Annotated in this window: 19 protein-coding genes; 15 read left to right on the top strand and 4 right to left on the bottom strand. The window is 34.5% G+C overall.

Annotated elements, in window-relative coordinates:
- Window positions 1-2 precede the first annotated feature (2 nt).
- The 6 genes from MYP_RS11655 to MYP_RS11630 all read left to right on the top strand — a co-directional run bounded on the left by MYP_RS11655 (window position 3) and on the right by MYP_RS11630 (window position 4,867).
- Window positions 3-1,196: an efflux RND transporter periplasmic adaptor subunit gene (locus MYP_RS11655; protein ID WP_045463338.1), complete on the top strand. Its 1,194-nt coding sequence runs from the start codon at window positions 3-5 to the stop codon at window positions 1,194-1,196.
- On the top strand, window positions 1,189-1,392 hold the full coding sequence (locus MYP_RS11650) for a hypothetical protein (RefSeq protein ID WP_045463335.1): 204 nt from the start codon (window positions 1,189-1,191) through the stop codon (window positions 1,390-1,392). The genes MYP_RS11655 and MYP_RS11650 overlap by 8 nt, the downstream gene beginning before the upstream one ends.
- A gap of 20 nt (window positions 1,393-1,412) precedes the next feature.
- Entirely contained in the window at window positions 1,413-2,816 is a 1,404-nt protein-coding gene (locus MYP_RS11645) for an aldehyde dehydrogenase family protein (RefSeq protein WP_052430120.1), read from the top strand.
- Window positions 2,817-3,162: 346 nt separating this feature from the next.
- A complete protein-coding gene (locus tag MYP_RS11640; RefSeq protein ID WP_045463332.1) occupies window positions 3,163-3,966 on the top strand; it encodes an SDR family oxidoreductase in 804 nt (267 codons plus the stop codon).
- Between the two features lie 233 nt (window positions 3,967-4,199).
- Entirely contained in the window at window positions 4,200-4,643 is a 444-nt protein-coding gene (locus MYP_RS11635; RefSeq protein WP_045463329.1) for a helix-turn-helix transcriptional regulator, read from the top strand.
- Window positions 4,644-4,657: 14 nt separating this feature from the next.
- Window positions 4,658-4,867: a hypothetical protein gene (locus tag MYP_RS11630; protein ID WP_045463326.1), complete on the top strand. Its 210-nt coding sequence runs from the start codon at window positions 4,658-4,660 to the stop codon at window positions 4,865-4,867.
- Here the strand turns inward: MYP_RS11630 and MYP_RS11625 are convergent.
- The gene (locus tag MYP_RS11625) at window positions 4,864-5,250 is read right to left on the bottom strand and encodes a DUF7793 family protein (RefSeq protein ID WP_045463323.1); all 387 of its coding nucleotides are present in this window, start codon (window positions 5,248-5,250) and stop codon (window positions 4,864-4,866) included. The two genes, MYP_RS11630 and MYP_RS11625, sit on opposite strands and share 4 nt — an antisense overlap.
- A gap of 234 nt (window positions 5,251-5,484) precedes the next feature.
- On the opposite strand from MYP_RS11625, the gene MYP_RS24995 reads away from it, so the two are divergent.
- The gene (locus tag MYP_RS24995) at window positions 5,485-9,234 is read left to right on the top strand and encodes a PAS domain-containing protein (RefSeq protein WP_052430119.1); all 3,750 of its coding nucleotides are present in this window, start codon (window positions 5,485-5,487) and stop codon (window positions 9,232-9,234) included.
- Between the two features lie 17 nt (window positions 9,235-9,251).
- On the opposite strand, the gene MYP_RS11615 is transcribed toward MYP_RS24995, so the two are convergent.
- Window positions 9,252-10,475, bottom strand: a complete 1,224-nt coding sequence (locus tag MYP_RS11615) for an MFS transporter (RefSeq protein WP_045463321.1) — start codon at window positions 10,473-10,475, stop codon at window positions 9,252-9,254.
- 178 nt (window positions 10,476-10,653) lie between these two features.
- Here MYP_RS11615 and MYP_RS11610 point away from each other — a divergent pair, with 178 nt between their 5' ends.
- The 6 genes from MYP_RS11610 (at window position 10,654) to MYP_RS11585 (ending at window position 16,133) form a co-directional block, all read left to right on the top strand.
- Window positions 10,654-11,487, top strand: a complete 834-nt coding sequence (locus MYP_RS11610; RefSeq protein ID WP_045463319.1) for a universal stress protein — start codon at window positions 10,654-10,656, stop codon at window positions 11,485-11,487.
- Between the two features lie 2 nt (window positions 11,488-11,489).
- Entirely contained in the window at window positions 11,490-12,002 is a 513-nt protein-coding gene (locus MYP_RS11605) for a DinB family protein (RefSeq protein WP_045463316.1), read from the top strand.
- A gap of 164 nt (window positions 12,003-12,166) precedes the next feature.
- Complete coding sequence (locus MYP_RS11600) at window positions 12,167-13,450, top strand: hemolysin family protein (RefSeq protein ID WP_045463313.1); 1,284 nt, start codon at window positions 12,167-12,169, stop codon at window positions 13,448-13,450.
- 99 nt (window positions 13,451-13,549) lie between these two features.
- Window positions 13,550-14,449 carry a DUF3078 domain-containing protein gene (locus MYP_RS11595; RefSeq protein ID WP_045463310.1) on the top strand — a complete coding sequence of 300 codons (900 nt, stop codon included), beginning with the start codon at window positions 13,550-13,552 and terminating at the stop codon, window positions 14,447-14,449.
- Between the two features lie 112 nt (window positions 14,450-14,561).
- Window positions 14,562-15,632 carry a CobW family GTP-binding protein gene (locus tag MYP_RS11590; protein ID WP_052430118.1) on the top strand — a complete coding sequence of 357 codons (1,071 nt, stop codon included), beginning with the start codon at window positions 14,562-14,564 and terminating at the stop codon, window positions 15,630-15,632.
- 291 nt (window positions 15,633-15,923) lie between these two features.
- Window positions 15,924-16,133, top strand: coding sequence for a hypothetical protein (locus MYP_RS11585; RefSeq protein ID WP_045463307.1), 210 nt, complete (start codon window positions 15,924-15,926; stop codon window positions 16,131-16,133).
- A gap of 8 nt (window positions 16,134-16,141) precedes the next feature.
- Here the strand turns inward: MYP_RS11585 and MYP_RS11580 are convergent, their stop codons facing one another.
- Together MYP_RS11580 and MYP_RS11575 are read right to left on the bottom strand one after the other, a co-directional pair.
- Complete coding sequence (locus MYP_RS11580; RefSeq protein ID WP_045463304.1) at window positions 16,142-16,777, bottom strand: hypothetical protein; 636 nt, start codon at window positions 16,775-16,777, stop codon at window positions 16,142-16,144.
- Window positions 16,778-16,868: 91 nt separating this feature from the next.
- Window positions 16,869-18,014: a sensor histidine kinase gene (locus MYP_RS11575; protein WP_197060065.1), complete on the bottom strand. Its 1,146-nt coding sequence runs from the start codon at window positions 18,012-18,014 to the stop codon at window positions 16,869-16,871.
- A gap of 917 nt (window positions 18,015-18,931) precedes the next feature.
- Here MYP_RS11575 and MYP_RS11570 point away from each other — a divergent pair.
- Both MYP_RS11570 and MYP_RS24990 read left to right on the top strand, forming a co-directional pair.
- Window positions 18,932-21,451, top strand: a complete 2,520-nt coding sequence (locus tag MYP_RS11570) for a gliding motility-associated C-terminal domain-containing protein (protein ID WP_045463298.1) — start codon at window positions 18,932-18,934, stop codon at window positions 21,449-21,451.
- A 36-nt stretch (window positions 21,452-21,487) separates the two neighbouring features.
- Window positions 21,488-22,396, top strand: coding sequence for a PorP/SprF family type IX secretion system membrane protein (locus MYP_RS24990; protein ID WP_081990486.1), 909 nt, complete (start codon window positions 21,488-21,490; stop codon window positions 22,394-22,396).
- Window positions 22,397-22,398 lie beyond the last annotated feature (2 nt).

Genomic DNA, 22,398 nt, shown 5'->3' with positions numbered 1-22,398 from the left:
TTATGAAAGTTTATAATATAATAGTGCTATTAGCTTCTCTTTTTCTTTTTACACTATGTAATTCCAAAAAGAAAGAAGTCTTAGCAGAGTATTCTAAAGAGACAACTGTTACTGATACAATAAAGAACGGTGAAGAATTGAAAAGGATAGAGTTGTCCGAAGATCAATTTATTACAGCTGGTATTGAACTTGGAAGCTTTGAAAGAAAAAAACTCAAAAGTGTAATAAAATCCAATGGATATCTGGAGGTACCGCCTCAAAAAAGGGCATTTGTTTCTACTTTTATTGGAGGTGTGGTGAAGTCTTTAAATGTTATCCAAGGTAAGTTTGTAAAAAAAGGACAAACACTTGCGGAACTTGAACACCCTGATTTTACAAGAATACAGGAGGAGTTTCTAAAAACTAAAGATAATATGGCTTTTCTTGAAAATGAATATGAACGACAGAAAGAGCTCTATAAAGAAAATGTTTCGGCAGGAAAGGTGTTTCAGCAGGCGGAAGCAAACTATAAGGCAGAGAAAAGCAGACTAGCTTCTTTAAAAGATCAGTTAAATAAATTAAATATATCCATTACAAATTTAAATAATGGAATTATAGCTTCATCCGTTTCTGTAAAATCTCCCATTGATGGATTTATCACGGAGATTAATGTCAACATAGGAAGTTTTGCTCAACCTGCTTTTCAACTCTTTGAAATTGTAGACAATAGTCATCTTCATGTTCAACTAAATGTTTTTGAAAAGGACTGGTATAAAGTAAGACCTGAACAAAAAGTATTATTCACTCTTCCTTCAGGTAGTGAAAGGAAAATTGAGGGACATGTGTTTTCAGTAGGCAAGACGATTAATCCACAATCCAGAGCACTGCCTGTGCATGCTGAAATAGTTGGTAACACCGATTTGGTTCCAGGAATTTATGTTCATGGTCTTATTGATGTTGGCGAAAGTCAGGTGAATGCATTGCCCGATGATGCTATTCTAAAATTGGGGGATAGTGACTATATCTTTATATTGGTTGAAGAGAAGAGGAATGAAAAAGGTAAGGTCTATATTTTTGATATGGAAGAAGTTAAAACGGGTATAAGTGAATTGGGATATACAGAAGTGGTTCCTGTTCAATCATTAGATAATAAATTGATTGTAAAAAAAGGAGCTTATTACCTTTATGCCAAAATGAAGCAAGGGGAGGGTGAGTAATGGAGCAAGAGCAACACCAACAATACCACCACCAACAACAACAACAAATAAAAACAACAATATCACTGAAGGACTTGATCTTGCTCAAAGTATTGGTATATTAACTGTGCTGAAAAGATTGAAGAATTTTGTAAAAATGATTTTTGAAAAAGGAACAAACATTAAGTTCCTTTTTTTATTTTTAAATGGCGGGTAGATTAATAAAACAGAGTTTATATGGATTCTTCAATAAAGCATATTTTTGATCAGCAACAAATTTTTTTTAATGAACATCTTAGATATCAGGAAATCAGATTTAGAAAGCAAAAATTAAAAAGCATTCGAAAGTGGATTTTAAATAATCAAAAGGAGATCAGGAAAGCCTTATATGCAGACCTGCGAAAGCCTGAACCTGAGGCTGATTTTGGAGATATTAAACCAGTGCTTTGGGAAATAGATCACACATTGGAAAAGATTGATGAGTGGGGAAAAGAAAGAAGGGTTGAAAACATTGCTGCCATGTATGGAGTAAAACCTTCAGTGATCTTCGAGCCTCTGGGTGTTGTGCTTATTATATCCCCCTGGAATTTTCCATTTAACTTATCAATAGGACCGTTAGTTTCTGCTATAGCTGCAGGAAATTGTGCGGTTATTAAACCTTCAGAGTATTCAGAGGCAACCACAAAGATCATTATAAAAATGATCGAAAGTTTATTTTCTGAAAAAGAAATAAAAGTAGTTTCGGGTGAAGCGGATGTAGCGGAAGCATTACTAAAGCTACCTTTCAACCATATCTTTTTTACTGGAAGTACAGATGTAGGAAAAAAGGTAATGAAGGCAGCAGCAGAAAATCTGAGCTCTGTAACCTTGGAACTGGGTGGATGCAATCCTGTTATAATCGATGAAAGCGCTGATCTTAAAGATGCTGCGAAGAAGATTTTATTCGGGAAGTTTGTGAATGCAGGACAATCATGTCTTTCAGTAAATACAGTTTTTATAGATCATAAAGTTAAAGAAAGGTTTGAGAAAATACTATTAGAACATTTTTACAAGTATTATCCCGATTTTAAAAGCGGAAAAATGAAAGATCTGGCCTCTATCATCAATCAAAAGCATGTTGAGAGAGTATGCAAGATTATAGATACCGCAATAGCCTCAGGAGCATTAAATCTTCTTGATAAGATTGCCCCAAATGAAAATTTTGTACCTCCGGCAATCCTTACGAATGTGTCATTGAATGCTACGATTCTTAAAACTGAAATATTCGGCCCGGTTCTTCCAATAGTAGAGTATAGAAGAGTTTCTGAAGTAATAAATTTTATCAGGGCTAACCACAAACCATTGGCACTTTATATTTTTTCAAAAGAGCAGGATTCAGTAGATTATATAACACAAAGCCTGTCTTCAGGCACTGTTTGTGTTAATGATACAACATTACATTTTATACATCCATATCTTCCTTTCGGAGGAGTAAATTATAGTGGTATAGGAAAAGCTCACGGATATAGCGGCTTTAAGGCTTTCTCTAACGAACGATCTATGTTGAAACAGAGAGTAGGATTTACTGCAGCAAAGTTGATTTATCCTCCATATAATAAGAAGGTAAAGTTCTTAATCAGGTTTATAATGAAGTTTCTATGATCGGGAGCTATTCCTTAAAGTATGCCCAAGCTTTTATTTTCTCTGTTCTTTCTCCTAAATGTAAAAAAAATGTTTTTCGAATAGATGAAGAGGCAATGCTGCCACCAATGGTAAGCAGATGACTTGAGGAGGAGAGATAAACAAATTAAAGGTGCTGTCCGTGCAAGTCCCAAAATGCTAAAAAAATATCATGAGATTTATTAAGATGGTGTGATGATCAAAATGAAAATGCTTTTTGTTCATTTTACTTTTTTCAATTATGTAATTTATTAAGGATTGGGGTTAATAGAATATATAAAACGGTTAGCAGGATAAACTAATACACATTTTGGCTGTTTGATGTTACATGAAAAGTCAAAGACTTAAAGGGCAATCTGCTATAGTAACAGGTTCCAGTTCAGGCATAGGTATGGCTGTTGCAATAGAACTCGCCAGTGAGGGAGCAAAGGTCGCAATTAATTATTCTTCTAGCGAAAAAGATGCTTATGAAGTTGTTAAAACCATTGAAAAGGATGGCGGAGAGGCAATTGCAATTAAAGCAGACGTAAGCAGGGAAGGTGATGTGAAGGATATGTTTAAAAAGACTATTGCTACCTTTGGAACAGTAGATATACTCGTGAATAATGCAGGGATTCAGAAAGATGCCAGTATAACTGAAATGACTTTGGAAGAGTGGAAGTTGGTGCTGGATATAAACCTGACTGGCCAATTTCTTTGTTCTCGTGAAGCCATTAAAGAGTATAGAAAGCGGGGATTTACACAAAATTCCTGTGCACTTGGTAAAATAATCTGTATGAGTTCTGTTCATGAAATCATACCATGGAGTGGTCATGTCAACTATTCAAGCTCAAAAGGAGGAGTGAGTATGTTTATGAAGTCCATGGCTCAAGAGGTAGGTAGGGATAAAATAAGGGTTAATGCAATAGCTCCGGGAGCAATTAAAACAAGAATTAATAAGGCGACTTGGGAGACAAAGGAAGCAGAACAAAAGGTTTTGGAACTCATCCCATACAATAGGCTGGGAAATACAAAAGATGTTGCTAAAGTGGCTGTCTGGCTGGCCTCTGATGACAGTGATTATGTTCATGGTACTACAATATTTGTTGATGGGGGTATGGCTCTTTATCCCGGATTTGTAGACAACGGATGATATTCCGAATAATAGGAAGAAAAATCCTGATAAAGTATTGTCATTTATATATAGGAAAAGACTATTAAATTATATTATAGCTTTTGTACAATGGAATTTTTTAAACATGTTTTTTACCATTATATGTGACTTCAATTCAGAATTAATATTTGAAAAAAAAAATAGAATATTTTGATATAGAATTAATTATTTTATAATTGTTTAAATTTATCTTGTATCAAATTTGGGCTAACATGAATAATCTGGTTGAAATAGGCAAAAGACTTAAAGAGTTTCTTGATTATAAAAAGATGAAGGTTAATGAGTTAGGCAGAATGAGCGATACTTCAGGAACTCAGATTTATAATATAGTAAAAGGAAAAAAATACGGTGTAGATAAATTTATTAGCGTAGTAAATGCCCTTCCTGACTTAAATATCTACTGGTTGTTGTTTGGAGACGGTCAAATGTTAAAAGATACCGTTTTAAAATATAATAATGTAACTTCAGGTGAATCAGAATTACTGATAAAGGAACTTGAAAATCTGAAAGTGCTCATCAGTTATCAGGAAATGACGCTTAATGCTTATAAACGATCTCTTGATATGGCTGCAAGTACAAATGATGATTTGAAAAAGATGGTTGAGTTCTACAGATCTCAGGCTGAGAACAAATCTTCAAATATTAAGAGCGCCTGATTGAGCAGATCTTTATGACTTTTACTCTGAAAAAAATCAACGACCCGAATGTTTACCGCTCAATTGAAATCATTAGAGTTAACGACAAGTATTTTGTGGAGATTGGAGAATATGAGAATGTTGAGTCATTTGCAGATCTTACCTTATTACTAGCTTCACATATTGACTTTTTAAAAGCAAGGGTAGATTATCTGGAAAACGAAATTAAAAAATTTGATGCTTAATAGGGGCTACATGGCAGGCTTTTAATCCATTCTATTGCTTCTTTTTCCTTTCTGAAAAGTTTTGCTGGTATTGGCGGTTTATGCAAATTTAAGTATAATGTTCCTGTAATTTCCTGAAAAAGGCTTTCGACTATGAAAGCTCCGGCACATAACTTTTCAATACACTCAGGACGAGAAAGATATTCCCTGCTGGCTTTATCTATACTTTTTAGTTTGCGTAAATCTAGAACCAGTGGAAATTTTTCTCCATAGCAAAGCTTTAGCCTTTGCTTTACAATTTCTTTAGCAGCTTCCAGTGACAGGTTCTCAGTGAGATGATTTATAAAGATAATACCATTATCAATATGTATCTCTACATGTTCATTTACAAAGCTAGTCTTCATTCTCATAGATGTTTGAATTTCAAAAATAAATTATTCTATCATAAAAAAAAAGATTTCTTGTTGGTTATGAGGTTATTGTGCCACATAGTGAATTGGGAAATATTATGCGAATAAATCATAATTACTAAAAATAGATCATTGAAAAATAAGGGGAAGATCTGGCTGATATATGGATAATTTTATGTTAAATCTTTTTTCACCCACAAACTATTAAAAAAAATAAGGGTTTAGTAGATGGAAAGGAAGGTCATGGTTGAGAAAAAATCCATCCCCATTACAGATCTGACAGCAATTGTATTATTAAGGCTGGGCAAGGCTTTTTGCCTGATAGGGACAGTTATTCCTGTTTTAATACTAATTGGGCGTTTAATAGATTATCCATTCGTAGTGAGCCTGACACCAGGGAAACTTATTGTTATGAACCCGCTTTCTTCTATTTGTTTTATTTTAGTTGGTATTGCAATTTGGCTGGTTTGGGATGTTAATGCTCCTCAGAAAAACAGAAGGAGATCTAAGACATTAGTAATAATTGTTTCTTTTATTGGTTTTTTAAAATTACTCTCTCTTTTCATCGGTTTAGATCTCGGTTTAGATCTGGTTTTATTTAAAGAACAGCTAAATTTCCATAAAGAACTCTTCAATACTTCCTATAATGAAATGGCTCCCAATACTGCCTTGAGTTTCTTGCTGCTTGGCATTACAATATGGAGAATAGATTATAATGATAGTAAAGTCAAGTATTTTCAGTACATCAATTACTTTATTATTCTTATAGCTTTACTCTCACTATACGGATATATCTATGGTGTTAAGAATCTTTATGGGGTTTTTCACAGGGTGCCGATGTCCTTTTATTCGGGACTTTGTTTTCTGCTTTTTTCAATTTCTGTATTATTTATAAGGCCTATGAAAGGATCAATGGCTATCCTGGTAGGAGAAAATCCTGCAGAAGTAGTGCTACTGAGATTTCTTGCATTTGTCTTGCCGTTGATTTTTGGTTGGTTAAAAATTCAGGGGGAAAGACTTGACCTGGTTGAAAAGGAACTAGGTACAGCTGTATTGGCTGTGCTCACCTATGTCATATCTATGTTACTTATTGCCCGCAAATCTTCAGTGCAATACCGTCTTAGAAAAGCCAGAAAAAAGATAGTGGATTTAATCGAGGAGGATAACAAAAGGTTAAAAAGAATTCTTGATAACTCACCTACCTATATTAGCATCTATGACCTGGAGTCTGGGTTTGTTGTTTATTCCAATAATACCACAAGTATCTTTGGAAATAGGGAAAAAGTTACTTCAATACCTTTTGAAGATTTACTGAAATCAATTATACACCCTGATGACCTTGAAAAAATGTTGGATAAGTTTAAGAGGTATTCTTCTTATAAGGAAGATGAGGCCGGTCAGATTGAATTCAGGATGATAGATAAAGACGGTAAGTTACGTTGGTTCTATTCAAGAGCAATCCCTTTTAAGATCGATAATGGTAAAACGAGACAGATACTTATTAATGCTATGGATTTTACTAACTTTAAAAAGGCAGAGCAGGAGTTGCAGGAACAGAAAAAGTTTATAGGGAAGGTTGTCAGCGCTTCTCCTAATGTTATTTATATATTTGACATCAAAAACAGACAGAGTAATTTTTTTAGTAAAAACTTTTTTGAATCTCTTGGATATAGCAAAAATAAGTTTAATCCGTCAGATATTAACTTCCTTAGTACCTTGATATATCCCAGAGATCTGGTTCGCTTGCAAAAATATTTTCTGGATTTTGTATATGCCCGGAGTTTTGAGGTAAGGGATATAGAATACAGAGTTAAAGATGCAAAAGGAAACTGGAGGTGGATATATTCAAGGGAAACCGCTTTCGCCAGAGATGAGGATGGTTTGGTATCGCAGGTTGTAGGAGTTTTGCAGGATATTACTTCAAGGAAAAGAGCAGAAGAAGCTTTAAAATATAGGGAACTTCAGCTGGTAGAGGCACAAAAAATTGCTCGCGTAGGAAGTTATGAGTGGAACGTGATTAAAAATGAAATTGTCTACACTGAAGAAGCTTATAGAATTTTTGGTTTTCCAATCGAAAAGAAAATTTTTACAATAGAAGATTTCAAGGCGTTACTTTCAAATGAAGATCTGATCAAGTATGAGATAAACATGTCTATTGCCCTTCAGGAAAGCGATAATTATGAAGGGGAATTCAGAATTTACCTTGCAGATAAGACTCAGAAAACTATTCTTAATAAAGCAAAGATTGAAAAGAATGGTAATGGTAAGGCGATAAAAGTTTTTGGCACTATCATGGATATTACAACTCATAAACGGGATCAGGAGAAGCTCAGACAAAAAAATGAAGAATTGTTCCACGCATATGTTCAGTTGCAGGCAACCCAAAGAGAGCTGAGTATTGCCAATCAGGAGCTTGAAACAAAAGTGGTTGAACAGGGAGCTGAGCTTTCTGGAAGTGAAGAACGTTACAGGTCATTTATCAGTAATAGTTCTGAAGGTATTTACAGGTATGAGTTTAAAGGTATAGATCACGTAGATACATTTCTGCCAGCAGAGGTACAGGCCAGACTTATTCTGAAGCATGCTTATATTGCTGAAGCCAATGATATGATGGCCTGGATGCATGGATTTGATTCGGCTGAAGAATTGATTGGAGTAGGCCTTACCAAATTTATTATTCTTCCTGAAGCAGAAAAGGTGGAAATGTTAAAAAACTTTATTTTATCCAGTTACAGGCTTTCTGATATTCAGACACCTGAAGTTGATAAAAACGGAAAGCTCAATTACTACCTTAGTAACATAAGCGGGGTTGTCAAGCAGGGGAAGCTTCTGAGAGGTTGGGGGACTCAGAATAATGTTACGCAAAAGGTGTTAACCATGGAAGCTTTAAAAATAAGTGAAGAAAAATACAGGTTTCTTGCAGAGAATGTCCCAGAGATTTTCTGGACTGCTGACCCTGATGGTACTGTGGATTATCATAATAAAAGATGGTATGAATATACTAAAAGCAAGAAAGCTGACTCTTTAGAATGGATATCTATGGTCCACCCGGATGATTACCCTGAAGTCGAAAAGCTTTGGAATGAAAGTATGCAGACCGGTAAAGAATTTAATGCTCAATATAGATTGAAAGGTGCTGGTCAGGATTACAGATGGAATTTAGGAAAGGCTTCTCCCCTCAGGGATAATGAAGGGAAAATTGTAAAATGGATCGGAACTTCTGTCGATATTCATGAAGGAAAAATGCTTTCTCAAACACTTGCAGAAAAAAATGAAGAGCTCACAAGAATAAATAATGATCTTGATAATTTTATTTATACAGCCTCTCATGATCTGAAAGTGCCTATTACAAATATAGAGGGACTGCTTTATATTCTTCTTGAGGAAATGGGCGAGGTTTGTCGTTCTGATAAGGATGTAAATGAAATTCTTCTTCGGATGAACATATCTGTTAATAAATTTAAAAAAGTGATTACAGACCTGACTGAGATTACCAGAGCTCAGAAAAGTAATGATGATGAAGTTGTTGAAAATGAATTTTCTGAAGTTCTTGACGAAGTCCTTTTGATAATCAAGGACCTGACAGATACAACAGGAACAACAATTCTTACCGATTTTTCTGAATGTTCAACGATTTATTTCTCGGAAAGAAATCTTAAAAGTATTCTATACAACCTTATTTGCAATGCAATAAAATTTGCTTCTCCGGAAAGAGCTCCTGAAATTAAAATTACTAGTAGCTGTGTTAATGATATGATACTTTTGAGGGTAGAAGACAACGGTGCAGGATTTGATATTTCGCAAATAGATAAGGCATTTTCAATGTTTAAGAAACTTCATTCTCATAAAGAAGGCTCAGGTATTGGACTCTACATAGTTAAAAGGATTGTAACCAATGCAGGTGGTAAAATTGAAGTTGAAAGTGAAAAGGGAAAAGGGTCTGTTTTTAAGATATATCTTAAAAGGAATACTCAATAATTCTTTAATCAAATTTTTTATCTGAGCCCAACCGACAATTTCCTGATGTCTTTAGTTTCTGGCATGTAGTAAACCACAAATATAAATGTAAAGAGTGAGATCACAGAAAGAACGATGAAGCAATTATTGTAACCGAATAAATTTGAAATTTGGCCGGTGACATAGGCGCTGAGACCAGTTCCTATACCAATACAGGCGGTCACAACACCTTGAATAAAATTGAATCTGCCCGTTCCTTCCGTCAGATCAGCAATTATAATGATGACCATTACACCAAAAATCCCGCCTGCTATACCATCAAATAATTGTGTTATTGTCAAGTAAACGGGATCGCCTGTCAAAGTTACCAGGAGTGCTCTAATTGGGAGTATTAAAAATGAAACCATAAAAATACTTTTCCTTTTTCTGTTTGCGGAAAGCTTGCCGGAAAGTCTTGCCATAATGATCATTACCAGCTGAGCGATAATGATACAGCAGGACATAAATATATAAGCATTTTCTTTTTCTGTAGTTGCAATTTTCTGCCCTACCAGAGTCATCATAGAACCATTGCAGAATCCGAATAGAGTAACTGTGGTAAGGAGGATTATAATGTTTTTTTCTTTCACAATTTCTGTGTATGCGATAGGTTTGTGTTGAATATTACTTTCATCTTTAGCCCCTCTTGCAAGTGAGTGATCTATATCACTTCTTTTAATCATCAATACAGATATACTGCTGGCTATAGCCATTAATGTAACAAGGTAAAATATTCCTTCCAGAAACATATAATAACCTATTGTACCCGCAAGTATGGCATTAAGTACATTTCCAATGTGATTAAAAGATTCATTTCGTCCAATTCGTTTGGCCAGTCGGTCATAACCTACCATTCCAAGTGTAATTGCAGCTACTGTTGGTGTGTATACTGACGTTGCCAACCCTATGATGCATTGTGAAATACAGATAATGACAAAAGTTGGTGAAAATACGTCAATCAGGCAGGCAATTCCGATCATAAGGGATGAGAAAACAATGAGTTTCCTTTTATGATGGGTTTTATCTATCCATGCACCTGAGGGAGTCTGTACCAATATTCTGATAAATCCGGGTAAGCCCATGATTAATCCTATATCAGCTGCATTCCAGTTTTTTTCAGTTAAAAGGTAAATGGCAAGATATGGTCCTAAACCGTCACGCACATTAGCTAAAAAAAAGCTCAGGCAATCCAGTCCTCTCAAACTCCTCAGTGTAGTTCCCATAGAAAAATTACCAATTCTGATAGATATATAAAAGATAACTATAGTTTAAAAGATTGGTTTATTCATTTAGATTGAAATTTATTTTACTCTAAGTAAGGAGGATAAGATTTCTTTAAAATTATTTCAATTACATTGTTTATATTTGATTTTTCAGAACAGAAATAAACTATTTGTTTAAATGAGGGTTGTACTTTGTCCGGTAGATTTTTCGGAAAACTCGCTTAAAGCTTTAGAGTATGCAGCTGCTATTTCAGCTCAAACTAAGACGAAGCTTTTTATATTAAATAAATTTACCCTTACTGGGGGTGAAAAGGTTGAAGTGAGGGATAATGTTTTTGACAAAACAAAAGAAGAAGCAGAAGAAAAACTTAATGAATTAAGGAATATAATTCAGGCCGAACATAAAGATTTGGTGGTGGATGTGTCTGTAGCTTATGGAATTGAACCTTCTCAAGTTATATTGGATTTTGCAGAAGAAATTAAAGCAGATCTTATTGTGATGGGGACTAAAGGGGCGGGAGGTTTTAAAGAAATTTTCTTCGGAACTACCACTACATCCGTTACCAGCAAGGCATCGGTTCCTGTACTAGCTTTTCCGGTTACGGCAAAACCTATTTTGCCTAAGTCAATCGTATATGCCACAGACCTTAAAAGGGAAGATGAAGCGGTATTATATCCTTTATGGAATTTTGCAGTAATTCTTGATGCTCCGCTCACATTTTTGTATGTCGCAAAGGATGAAGAAAAAGGTATAGATGTTATCAGAAAAGAAATGGAAAGCAGTGAAGGGTTTACCAGAATAAGAAGAACATTGCAAGTACGTTTTGCGGAGGTAAAATCCAATGATGTTTTTGGTGCAATTCAGGATTTTGCAAATGAAACCAATGCAGGGCTTATAGTTCTTGGAAATCATCAGAAAAATTATCTGGAAAAATTGAGAAAAGGAGACTTGACTCGTTTGATGACTATGTATACTGAAGTTCCTTTACTTATTCTTCATAAAAACAAATAAATGTGAAAAACGCAGATGACCTGATTGTAGAATTGAATAAGTCTACAGAACTTCTTATCAGGGAAATTAGCCTCTTTAAAGAAAGTAATTTTAACATAAAACCTCATCCTGATCAATGGTCAGCCGGTGATATTGCGGAGCATATAGTTGTACTGGAGTCGTTTATTAATAAAGTACTAACAGGAACATGCGTTCCGGCAAATAGAAATCCGGAAGAAAAGATTTTGATTGTCAAAAACATTTTTTCAGATTTTGATAAAAAATTTAATGCTCCGAAGCCTGTTGCTCCTTCGGAAAATTTAAAATCCATAGCTCTGTTATCAGATGAAATCAAGGCTTCAAGAGTGGTAACCGAAGAAATTGTTATCGCTAATGATCTCACCTTAATTTGTAAAGATTTTGTTCATAGAGGCTTTGGAGAGATGACGCGCACGGAGTGGATTCATTTTTGCATTTATCATACTGAAAGACATCTTTATCAAATGCAAAAAATAAAAGAAAAAATAATAAGGTAGTTTATATTTTATTTTCCAAAGGATATAAGTTTTCTTGAATAGAATGGTTTTTAAACTATTATTCTTAGGTCAGTTTTTTAAAGTTATTAAAGTGACTTTATTTTTTTGTTTTTAGTCGATTTATTATAATCTTTCAAGCTTCATTTGATACCCAATAAATAGAAATGGTTGTAGAAATTATCATCATTCTCCTCTTGATCATAGTGAATGGTATTTTTTCAATGTCTGAAATTGCTCTTGTTTCTTCCAAGAAATATAAACTTGAATCTGCATCCGAAAAAGGTAATAAAGGAGCTAAAGTAGCTTTGGATCTTTCAGAAAATCCGGGAAAATTTCTTTCAACGGTTCAGGTTGGAATTACACTGATTGGAATTCTGACGGGAGTTTTTGGAGGCGCATCTATTTCAAGAAGGCTTGATGATTATTTTGAATCAGCTGGAATATTCGGGAATTATTCTGAAACAGCAGCAGGACTTATTGTAGTATTAGGAATTACTTATGTTACACTTATTCTGGGAGAACTGCTTCCCAAAAGAATAGGCATGAATAGTCCTGAGAAAATTGCTTCAGCTATTGCAATTCCGATGACAATCCTTGCTAAAATTGCCAAACCATTGATATGGTTACTTTCTGCATCAACTGATCTGTTTATTAAGATTCTTCAACTTAAACCTCAGGAAGATCATTTTGTAACAGAAGAAGAAATTAAAGCAATGCTGGAGGAGGCTTCTGATATAGGTGAAGTTGAAAAGGAAGAGAGAGAAATGGTGGAAAGGGTATTTTTTCTTGGTGATACTGATGTCGGTTCATTGATGAGCAGCCGCGCGGATGTTGTTTCCCTTGATATTAATGAAGACCTGGAGGTCAATAAGAAAATCATGGCCGAATCCATTCATACACATTTTCCGGTTTATGAAAATGAATATGACAACATCATAGGTATTTTAAGTCTGAAAACCTTCAGTTCTTCTTTATTAAAAAAAGAGGAAATAGACCTTCGCTCTATGCTTATTGAAGCCTTATTCGTACCCGTCCAGATGACGGCTTTTAAACTATTGGAAAATATGAAAGCCAGGAATACTCATTTCGCTGTCGCTGTGGATGAATATGGTTCCGTGAAAGGCGTAATTACTACCAATGATCTGGTCAATGTGGTAATAGGAGATGTATATCGAAAAGAGGAGGCAGAGATCATAAAAAGACAAGATGACTCTTACCTGGTAGATGGGCTAATCTCCCTGGATGAATTTTTTAGATATTTTGAAGTTGAGAAAACTGAAGAGATTGAAAAGGAAGGTTTTTATACTTTAGGAGGATTAATACTTTACATTTTTAAAAGAATCCCTTCATCAGGTGAAATTATTGACTGGAAAAATTTACATTTCGAAGTCCTTGATATGGATGGACAGCGGGTTGATAAAGTCCTTGTAAGACCATTGGATTCTTAATAGATTGGTATTGCCATGTAAACTGTGTAAGTTAATTAAGTATTTTGTTTAGCAATTTTCTTCTTTGATTTTTAATTTTGTAATTACACTTAATTAATTATGAAGAAGTTAATCTTATTAGTTTTTATTATCTTAGCAAACAATGCTTTCTCACAAACAGATTTTTCTAATCAGGATACTATTCCATCTCCTTGGAAAAAATCAATTGAAACCGGAGCCAATATTAATCAATCATCTTTTAGTCCAAATTGGAAAGGGGGAGGAGTAAATTCCATAGCAATGGGCTTGCTGCTGGATGGTCGTTTACTCTATGAATCAAGTAAAATTTCATTTGATAATGTACTTCAGTTACAATATGGGATGGTTAAAAATGATAATGCCATTTACAGAAAAACAACAGATAAAATATTTTTTGATTCAAAGTTGGGATACAGGATTACAGAAAAATGGAACGCGTTTGTTTCTGTAACCTTTCTTTCTCAATTTGCCCAAGGCTTTAAAGTTGTCAAAGACAGTCTTGATAGAGAATCCCAGCAATTGATTTCAAGATTTATGGCCCCCGGTTATCTTACTTCCTCTCTAGGTATGGAGTATAAGCCAGTAGATTATTTTTGGTTAAGATTTGGGGTAGGTAGCTTTCGTAATACTTTTGTTACAGATACCACACTCTATAGAAGTGTACCACAGAACTATGGAGTACCTATAGGTAAAAAAGTAAGAAATGAACTCGCGTTTGCACTCACAGCTAACTTTGATAAAGACATTGCTAAAAACCTTCACCTTTATACCAGATACGTGATGTTTGCTAACTATGAAAATCTCAAAGCCATTGACTCTCGTCTTGATCTTACCTTGTCAGCAAAAGTGAACAGATATATCAATGTGAATCTTACTGCAACCGCCTTATACGACCAGGATCAGGACTATGAGATTCAGTATACCCAAATGCTGTCTTTGGGTCTTTTATACAGGTTCTCAGAGTTTGATCCCAAAAAGTAAGTAGTAAAAGTTTTATAATGAAGAAATCAGATTATTAAGAACGGGCTTGTTTTGTTATTGTCCTTGATACAACAAAACAAGCCTTTTTTATTATTTTAACAAATAAGTTGCAATGCTTAAAATTCCAGTTACTATCATTACAGGCTTTCTGGGAGCAGGAAAGACTACCTTACTCAATTATCTGATCTCTAACCAGAAAGAAAAGAGATTTGCTGTGATTGAAAATGAATTCGGAGAAGTGGGCATTGATGGTGCTTTGGTGATGGATGCCAAGGAAGGAATTTTTGAGCTTTCTAACGGATGTCTTTGTTGTACACTTAATGATGATTTAATTAATGTTTTACAGAAAATTCTGAATAGAGATAGAAGAATAGAACACTTGCTTGTGGAGACTACAGGAATAGCTGATCCCGGACCAATCGCCATGAGTTTCCTTTCGGATCCATATGTCAAAGAGGCATTTTATATTGATGGTATTATAACTTTGACTGACGCTCAGTTTATAGAGCAGCAGCTGGAAGATCAGGAGATTGCTTGTAACCAGGTAACAATGGCAGATGTTATTATTATTAATAAAATTGATAAAGTTGATTCCTATCAGAGAGATACTGTAAATAATATCCTTCGCCGCATGAATCCAGGGAGTCGGATTATATTACATGGAAAAGATTCTTCATATGATGTAAATCTGCTTGAGCTAAATGCATTCTCCGAGCAAAGTTTTCTGAATACTTTCAATACTTTAAAAAAACAAACCCATACCTATCATAACGATACTACATCTTTTTCAAATTTATTTAGTCCCACAAAACAAGTGAGACATTCAGGTATTTATTCTCATTCCTTTGTATTTAAAGCACCTTTGGATGTACTTAAGTTTAATATTTTTATCAGAGCCCTCTTAACTGAGCATTTAAATGTATTTCGAATAAAAGGAATTTTGCATCTTAGTTCAGTTGAAGAAAAAATTTTATTTCAGGCAGTGAACAGTCAATATGCTACTGATTCAATGGGACCTTGGGTTTCAGAAGATGAAAAGGAAACCAAAATAGTTTTTATTGGAAAGAATCTAAATAATACATTACTGCAAGATGCTTTGGATTTATGTAGTTCTTCAGACGCATTTGAACCGGAAATTTTTTATAATCAATTGAATAGGATTATTTTGGGGATGAAGATATAGGGCGTACTGTGTTTTATTTATATTTTGTTGTATTATTTATAGAGGTTTGAGTTTCTGAAAAAATATCCCTGATAAGTTATATTTTTGGTGTTTACCTTTTCGCCCAAGTAATTATTAAAGAATATATTTTTAGCTCTTGTTGCCTGAAACTTTAAAAGTATAAATCTACGTTTAGCTTATTTTGAATTGTTATTTTTAGATATTAGACTATAAAATTGTTATATTTGTCTAAAGTAGTTGTTTTTAAATTTTGTTTTTAAAGATTCTTAAAACAATAGAGACTGATTCCTTATGATGACTTTTGAGACCTTGAAAAAATACCATCTATCAAAAATTAAAGTGGTATTGAAATCCGGAGAGGAATATATAGGAATAATCACTTCTCATGATTTTATAGATAAAGAAAGGGTAGTAATAGACCGAATATCTTTATTGGGTGATCTTAATATCTCTAAAATTAAATGTGAAGATATTCAGTCTATTTCTTTCGCTAAGGATTAAAAGAAGGCCTAGAAGGTATATCTTATACCCGTGCTTATATCCCCTTTTATAAACATCGGACTATTAAATACCTCGGTGTAAATTGTGTTTTCAGCAAATACCATGAGCGGGAAATTTTTTAAAGTGTATTCGATTCCCAGTACTGCGTCCGCCCCCATGGAAAATGTTTCTATATATTCCTTATCATAAATCACAGCATTGTTTTCTGAATAGTGGTAATTACAGTAGTAATTTGAATATCTTGATTGAATTCCTGCTCCATAGTACCATCTCAATCTAGGCAAAAGCGAGATATTATGATGTACAAGATAATGTAGCTGTAATATCCAAGGTCTTTCTGTATGATCATAGCCATCAAATATGTATCCCTTATTTCTAAGTCGTCTTTTGTTGCTGCGGTAATAATAGTCATAGTTTTTATAAGACCCATTTCGACCCGCCACAAATTCTATAGCTTTGTTTCCAAAATATTTTTTAATGGTAATCCCTCCGGGATTATGAAGTTTAAAACCTGCAGTCCAATTAAGAGTCCTTGTAGAAGCCGATTGACTGCTATCTGTCTGGGCGGTCGCATTAATAGAGAAAATTAAGAGTGTAATAATGAAGAAATTCCTGAAGGATATACTTCCTGAAAATGTTGTCATCTTGGTAATAGTTTTTTTGATTCTATTACTATGACAATCCTACGATCAGGGACCCCTATTCAGAAAAAAAATATTTAGCGGAAAAACCGGGCTAGATTTTACATGCAGGAAGTTCCACTGAAAATGTAGTCATTATACCAGGAGTGCTGTATGCATATATGTCACCATTATTCACATTGATAAGCTGTTTGCACAAAAGCAATCCTATTCCAGACCCCTTTTCTGCATTAGTGCCTAATCGGGTTTTTGAGATATTCGGTTCAAAAAGCTGGTTTAACAAGACATCAGGAATACCTATGCCATGATCCTCTATAGTTATTTGGATTTTATTATTCTTGTTAACGGCATAGACAATGACCTCTTGTCCGTTATGACTGAATTTGATCGCATTTAGGATAAGGTTTCTGAAAGTTATTTCCATCATGTCGTAATCACACCAGACATATGTATTAGCAGCAATTGAGTTTGTCAGCTTTACATTTTTATTTATAGCAAGGTAGCCTGTATAGTGAAATACATTATCAATAAGCTCCTTCACGCAGATTTTTTTTGGATCGGGTGAATGGTTGGTGAGATGTGTACTAGACCAATTAACTAAGTTATCAAGTAGCTGTTTGGTGTGAATAGAGGACTCTTTAAATTTTAGTGCAACAGCTTTTATTTCTTCTTTCTTTATTTTTTCTTCAAGAATCAGTTCTGTAATGGCCTGGATGTTGTTAATAGGACTTTTAAGATCATGGGAGAGGATGGATAAGAGTCGATCTTTTACTGAATTTAATCTCTCCAGTTCGCTTTTGGTTTTTTCCAATTCACTGTTTTGAGCCGACAACTGTCTTTGTTGTTCTCTAAGTTGATTACTTTTTTCATACAATAGTGTTTCTCCTAATTCTGACAAAGAAAGAAACAGATTTGCCAGAAAGATCATACAGAATATAGCTGTCAGATTAAATCCAGTATTAATCCATCGTTTTATTTCCGGAGAAATATTTTGTGCAGGCAAAGAGAGATTATATTTATCAAGGCTATAAATGATAGCTATATTTAACAGGGTAAATAATATGGATATATTAAAAAGCGGTCTTTCATTTTTCCCAAATATGATAAAAGGGATAATGGCAATTGGAATATAAAATACTTTGAGATCTAATTCACTTCCCAGGCTGGCAGACATAGATAATACCTGAAGTAATAGTGAAAAATATAATACAATCTTTGCAACTCTTGAAAATCCTGCCATGCAGATTCTCCAGGTTGAGAAATGAACTAAAGCAAAGAATGCAAAAATAAAGTTTAAAGGAAAAATATTAAAAATGAAAAACCCAATTCCAAATGTCACGCATAAAAAAATACAAAGAATTGAAGTGTATGCGGTTATTTTAATCCTTTTTGTTTCCAGTTGATTTTGACTTGGAGGGATGTCTTCTGATAAAAAAGATTGGATCATTCATTCTTTATTTACAAGTATGCAATAAAAGGTCTATAGTATTGAATTTTAATCTACAATATACCTATTTCTGATTTTAATTCTAATATTAGGACTTTTTTTGTGAGTAAATTCTGTTGTGGAAAAATACATATTCTTTTTTTGCAAGTAATTTAAAATCCGCTGAATAATTTATTTACCAGGATTATCATGTCTTCATAATATCGATAAATGACTATTTGCCCAATTAATAAAATAATCCAATTGCATAATTGGAGTAAAATGCTGCCAGAAATCAATTAATAAATGAAATAAATACTTTCGGGAAAAGATTACATGTATTTATATTCCGCTCAAATGCATTTGGTCATTATCCTGATAGCAATGATGGTCTACTAATGACGCTTCAGGATAAGCATCTTTATTGGAGCAGGATGGTGGTATGAAATTCTAAAATAGTTTGATAGATTTTTGGAAAAGATTTTTGATGAAAGACTTTCAGCATTGGTTTTTGAAATTGTGATATAGTAAGGATTTTAAAGCTAAAACTACTGCACATTTCAAAGCGAGCTTTGAAAACTATAATAACTCGTCGAAATGGCTAAACTTATATTGGAGAATCGTTCGATAATTTTTACCTTTAATAGCTATTTTTCTGTGCTTTAAGAGAACTGATTCGGTCAATCATTATTCCAGAAAAATCTAATTTCAATCCTATTTAAATTGTCATTATGCATAAAAGCAGTTTTTTAATCCTTTTTTATTTCCTCATTGTTTTCAGTTCCATTGCCCAACCCGCCGCTATTGATTCATCATTCAATAAAGCAGGTGTTTCTCCCGGAATTTTTGAAACAAGATTTTACGGTAAAGAGGAAGAAGCCAGAAGGATTGCAGCTCAATCGGATGAAAAGATGGTCATGGTTGGAACTTCATTGAATGGTTCTGATGGTCATGTTTTTACTTGTGTAAGAATCAATCCGGATGGAACGCTTGATGAAAGTTTTGCATCAAAAGGCAGGGGAGTATATTCTATTTCAGATTCTACAGATGATTATGCTGAAACAGTTGCAATTGATAAGGCCGGAAGGATTCTGATAGGAGGGTATTATAAGGCGGCAAGAACTACTTTGCCGGTAATTATCCGATTGACTCGCGATGGCAATATTGACAAGACGTTCGGAAAAGAGGGGAAGTTTTTTCCTGATCTCACTACCAAGAAAATGACAGGAATATATTCACTGAAAAGACAGGGAGATAAAATTCTTGCCGTTGGATCATATATTGATTCAATCGATATGTTTATAAATGGTCCTACTACAGTGGTTTTCCGGTTGAATGACGATGGAGAAGTTGACAGAACTTTTGGAAGCAAAGGTGTAACCATATTAGAACATGTAGCCTGCTATCAGATTGCATTGAATGAAACCAGCATTGCCTTGGGAGGTTATTATCCTATGCCGGTTAAAACATCTTCAATGACCAATCCTGCAATAGCAATGCTTAAATCCGATGGGATTATCAATACAAATTTTGGAGCAAAAGGCTTTTACAAAAGAGAGGTTGTCGCTGAGGAATTAATTGCAGATCTGGCCTTTCAGAAAGATGGTAAACTGGTAACAGTTGGGCACGTGAACAATCAAAGTGTTATTATGCGTTTAACTAATTCCGGAAAAATAGATTCATTATTTGCAACTAACGGAAGGCTTGTCAACCTTTTTGCTTACCTGGAACTAGGAAGGTCGATATTTATATTGCCGAATGGAAATATTTTAGCTGCAATTGAAGCAACTTATTTGAATGGAAATTTTACGAGTAAAAGATTGAGACTTGTCAAACTGAATGAAAAAGGACAGTTTGGCTCTTTTGGTTATGAGCAGATTTCAGATTTTTCAACATCATTTAATAACGCAGTTCTGACCTCCGACTACAACTTAGTATTTGCCAGATCAACCGGATATGATTTTAGTGCATTTAAAGTTAAAACGAGAATCAATACAAGCATAAGATTTAACGAATTGCCCAAATTAAACATAGCAAGTGGCAGTACTCCTCTTATTGCAAATGCTTCTTTCAACCTTCCTGTTTTGTTTAAATCGGATAATCCAAATGTTGCTGAAATCAGTGATAGTACTCTGATTGTTACAGGTGCAGGAATTACACTCATTACAGCATATATAGAAGGAAGTATAGATTATGAAGGTTCTAATGCTATCCAAGCCATTTTAGTTTCTCCTGCAGCTGAATTTCTGGTGGGTAAAAACTATACAGGCGCCAAAAAAGTACAGACCTATGCTGTAATTCCTTATAGAAAAGAATACTATTATGAATGGTCTTTTTCAGGGGAAAATGCATACTTGCTCAACACCAATCAGGAAGGCGACTCTACCAATAAGGTTAATATATATTTCACAGAAACTGCCAGCGATGGATTGCTAACTTGCAGAGTTTATGATCAGCAAGGGGCATTAAGATCTTTGTTAAGAAAAGAGATTCAGGTGGTGCAGGATGCAACAGATGGCAATATAAGCGAAAATAGCTGCCCTAAAAGTTTTGCTCCATGTTTTGCTACGCATATCAATTCATTCAGGATTAATACGCTGAAAAGTGATTCTTCAGGATGTCAGGGAACCGGATATACCGATTTTACAGAATCAGGCAGAACTACAGAGCTTTTTCTCGGGAATGTATACACTGCAGATCTTGAAATAGGTTCTATAGGCAAATCCAGTAAATACATCGGTATCTGGATAGATTATAATAATGATGGAGATTTCGAAGATGCTGACGAATTTGTAAATGCATCCTTCGGAGAAGATTCTCTTTTTTCAGTGAAACCTATCATCATTAAAAGTTCTAAAGAATATGCGGGTAGCAGGAGATTGAGAGTAAGATGCAGAACCAATGGTCGCTTTACATCTTCGGATGCATGCATTCTTTCAGGTGAAGCAGGGGAGACAGAAGATTATATGATTACTCTTAAAGCTCAGGATGCTTTGGAGGCCCCGGAAATTATAACTCCTAATGATGATGGAAAGAATGATTACTTTGTCATAAGAGGAGTTAACGACAAATCAGACAATAAACTGGAAGTCTTTGATAAATGGGGAGATATCAAATACAGCAAGGATAATTATCTCAATGACTGGAATGGGAAAACAAATAATGGAGATCAGATTACAGAAGGGACCTATTATTATGTATTTAAAAATGGAGCTAATGTTCTCAAAGGATTTGTAGAAGTAAAGTACTAAGTTTTAGAATTCAATATTTAAAGTAATATACAGCTCATGTTTCGCTATCTTTTATTATCAGTATTTTTAGTAAGCCTGACTATAAATACCATGGCACAGCAAATGCCCCTGGTTTCTAATTTCATGTTTAATCAATTGATCTATAACCCTGCCGCCGCGGGTATGCAGGAAACACAGTTCAATGCAAATCTCGTGTCAAGATTTCAATGGACAGGTATGAATGGGGCTCCTGTTACCAATATGTTCTGGGCAGATTACAGATTTCCTGCAAAGAAAATGGCACTGGGTCTTAATTTAAACTATGACAAATTCGGAGCGAATAGAAATACAGACTTTCTTCTTAATTATGCATATTACGTTCCGCTCACAAGCAAATGGAAGCTTTCCATGGGTTTGAGAATGGGATTTACCTCAGCTAAGTTCAGTACTGCTTATCTGGACAGAGTATGGGATCAGGGAGACCCCGTTGTTGAAGCTTCCAATGTGAGTGCTATGATGCCCAAAGCAGGAGCAGGATTGCAACTTTCTGCCAAAAACTTTTATGCAGGTTTTACAGCCCCTGACCTCATCATGAGTGACAAGCAGAACCTTTATGGTAATGAAGGCAAACCTTTCTTCAGTAAAAAAAGAAATTATATGATGATGGCTGGGTACAGGGTTAAGCTTAGCGATTCTTACAAACTTTATCCAAACCTCAGAATCTCGTATTTCCCGGATTCAAAAGTACGGGCAGATTTAAATTTGATTTTCGAAATTACTGACTATTTCTGGGCTGGAGCTACTTATTCTTCATATAAAAGTCATGCTTTGATGGCCGGTACTCATATAAGTTCAAGGGTGAGATTTGCATATGCATATGAGTTTAAAAGAGATTTGGGGGTTAATTTAAATACTCATGAGATAAATCTCATGCTGAATCTTGATGGTCTGTTTAGAAAAAAATAAAA

Origin of the sequence: Sporocytophaga myxococcoides (assembly GCF_000775915.1) — a bacterium.
GTDB classification, from domain to species: domain Bacteria; phylum Bacteroidota; class Bacteroidia; order Cytophagales; family Cytophagaceae; genus Sporocytophaga; species Sporocytophaga myxococcoides_A.
The sequence above is the reverse complement of the archived record's forward strand: the minus strand, read 5'-3'. Positions and strand labels throughout refer to the sequence as shown.

Excerpts from the sequence above, each read along its gene's own strand:
- MYP_RS11655 (WP_045463338.1), top strand. The coding sequence starts at position 3 with ATGAAAGTTTATAATATAATAGTGCTATTAGCTTCTCTTTTTCTTTTT.
- MYP_RS11645 (WP_052430120.1), top strand. The coding sequence starts at position 1,413 with ATGGATTCTTCAATAAAGCATATTTTTGATCAGCAACAAATTTTTTTT.
- MYP_RS11640 (WP_045463332.1), top strand. The coding sequence starts at position 3,163 with ATGAAAAGTCAAAGACTTAAAGGGCAATCTGCTATAGTAACAGGTTCC.
- MYP_RS11635 (WP_045463329.1), top strand. The coding sequence starts at position 4,200 with ATGAATAATCTGGTTGAAATAGGCAAAAGACTTAAAGAGTTTCTTGAT.
- MYP_RS11630 (WP_045463326.1), top strand. The coding sequence starts at position 4,658 with ATGACTTTTACTCTGAAAAAAATCAACGACCCGAATGTTTACCGCTCA.
- MYP_RS11625 (WP_045463323.1), bottom strand. The coding sequence starts at position 5,250 with ATGAAGACTAGCTTTGTAAATGAACATGTAGAGATACATATTGATAAT.
- MYP_RS24995 (WP_052430119.1), top strand. The coding sequence starts at position 5,485 with ATGGAAAGGAAGGTCATGGTTGAGAAAAAATCCATCCCCATTACAGAT.
- MYP_RS11615 (WP_045463321.1), bottom strand. The coding sequence starts at position 10,475 with ATGGGAACTACACTGAGGAGTTTGAGAGGACTGGATTGCCTGAGCTTT.
- MYP_RS11610 (WP_045463319.1), top strand. The coding sequence starts at position 10,654 with ATGAGGGTTGTACTTTGTCCGGTAGATTTTTCGGAAAACTCGCTTAAA.
- MYP_RS11600 (WP_045463313.1), top strand. The coding sequence starts at position 12,167 with ATGGTTGTAGAAATTATCATCATTCTCCTCTTGATCATAGTGAATGGT.
- MYP_RS11595 (WP_045463310.1), top strand. The coding sequence starts at position 13,550 with ATGAAGAAGTTAATCTTATTAGTTTTTATTATCTTAGCAAACAATGCT.
- MYP_RS11590 (WP_052430118.1), top strand. The coding sequence starts at position 14,562 with ATGCTTAAAATTCCAGTTACTATCATTACAGGCTTTCTGGGAGCAGGA.
- MYP_RS11585 (WP_045463307.1), top strand. The coding sequence starts at position 15,924 with ATGATGACTTTTGAGACCTTGAAAAAATACCATCTATCAAAAATTAAA.
- MYP_RS11580 (WP_045463304.1), bottom strand. The coding sequence starts at position 16,777 with ATGACAACATTTTCAGGAAGTATATCCTTCAGGAATTTCTTCATTATT.
- MYP_RS11575 (WP_197060065.1), bottom strand. The coding sequence starts at position 18,014 with ATGGCAGGATTTTCAAGAGTTGCAAAGATTGTATTATATTTTTCACTA.
- MYP_RS11570 (WP_045463298.1), top strand. The coding sequence starts at position 18,932 with ATGCATAAAAGCAGTTTTTTAATCCTTTTTTATTTCCTCATTGTTTTC.
- MYP_RS24990 (WP_081990486.1), top strand. The coding sequence starts at position 21,488 with ATGTTTCGCTATCTTTTATTATCAGTATTTTTAGTAAGCCTGACTATA.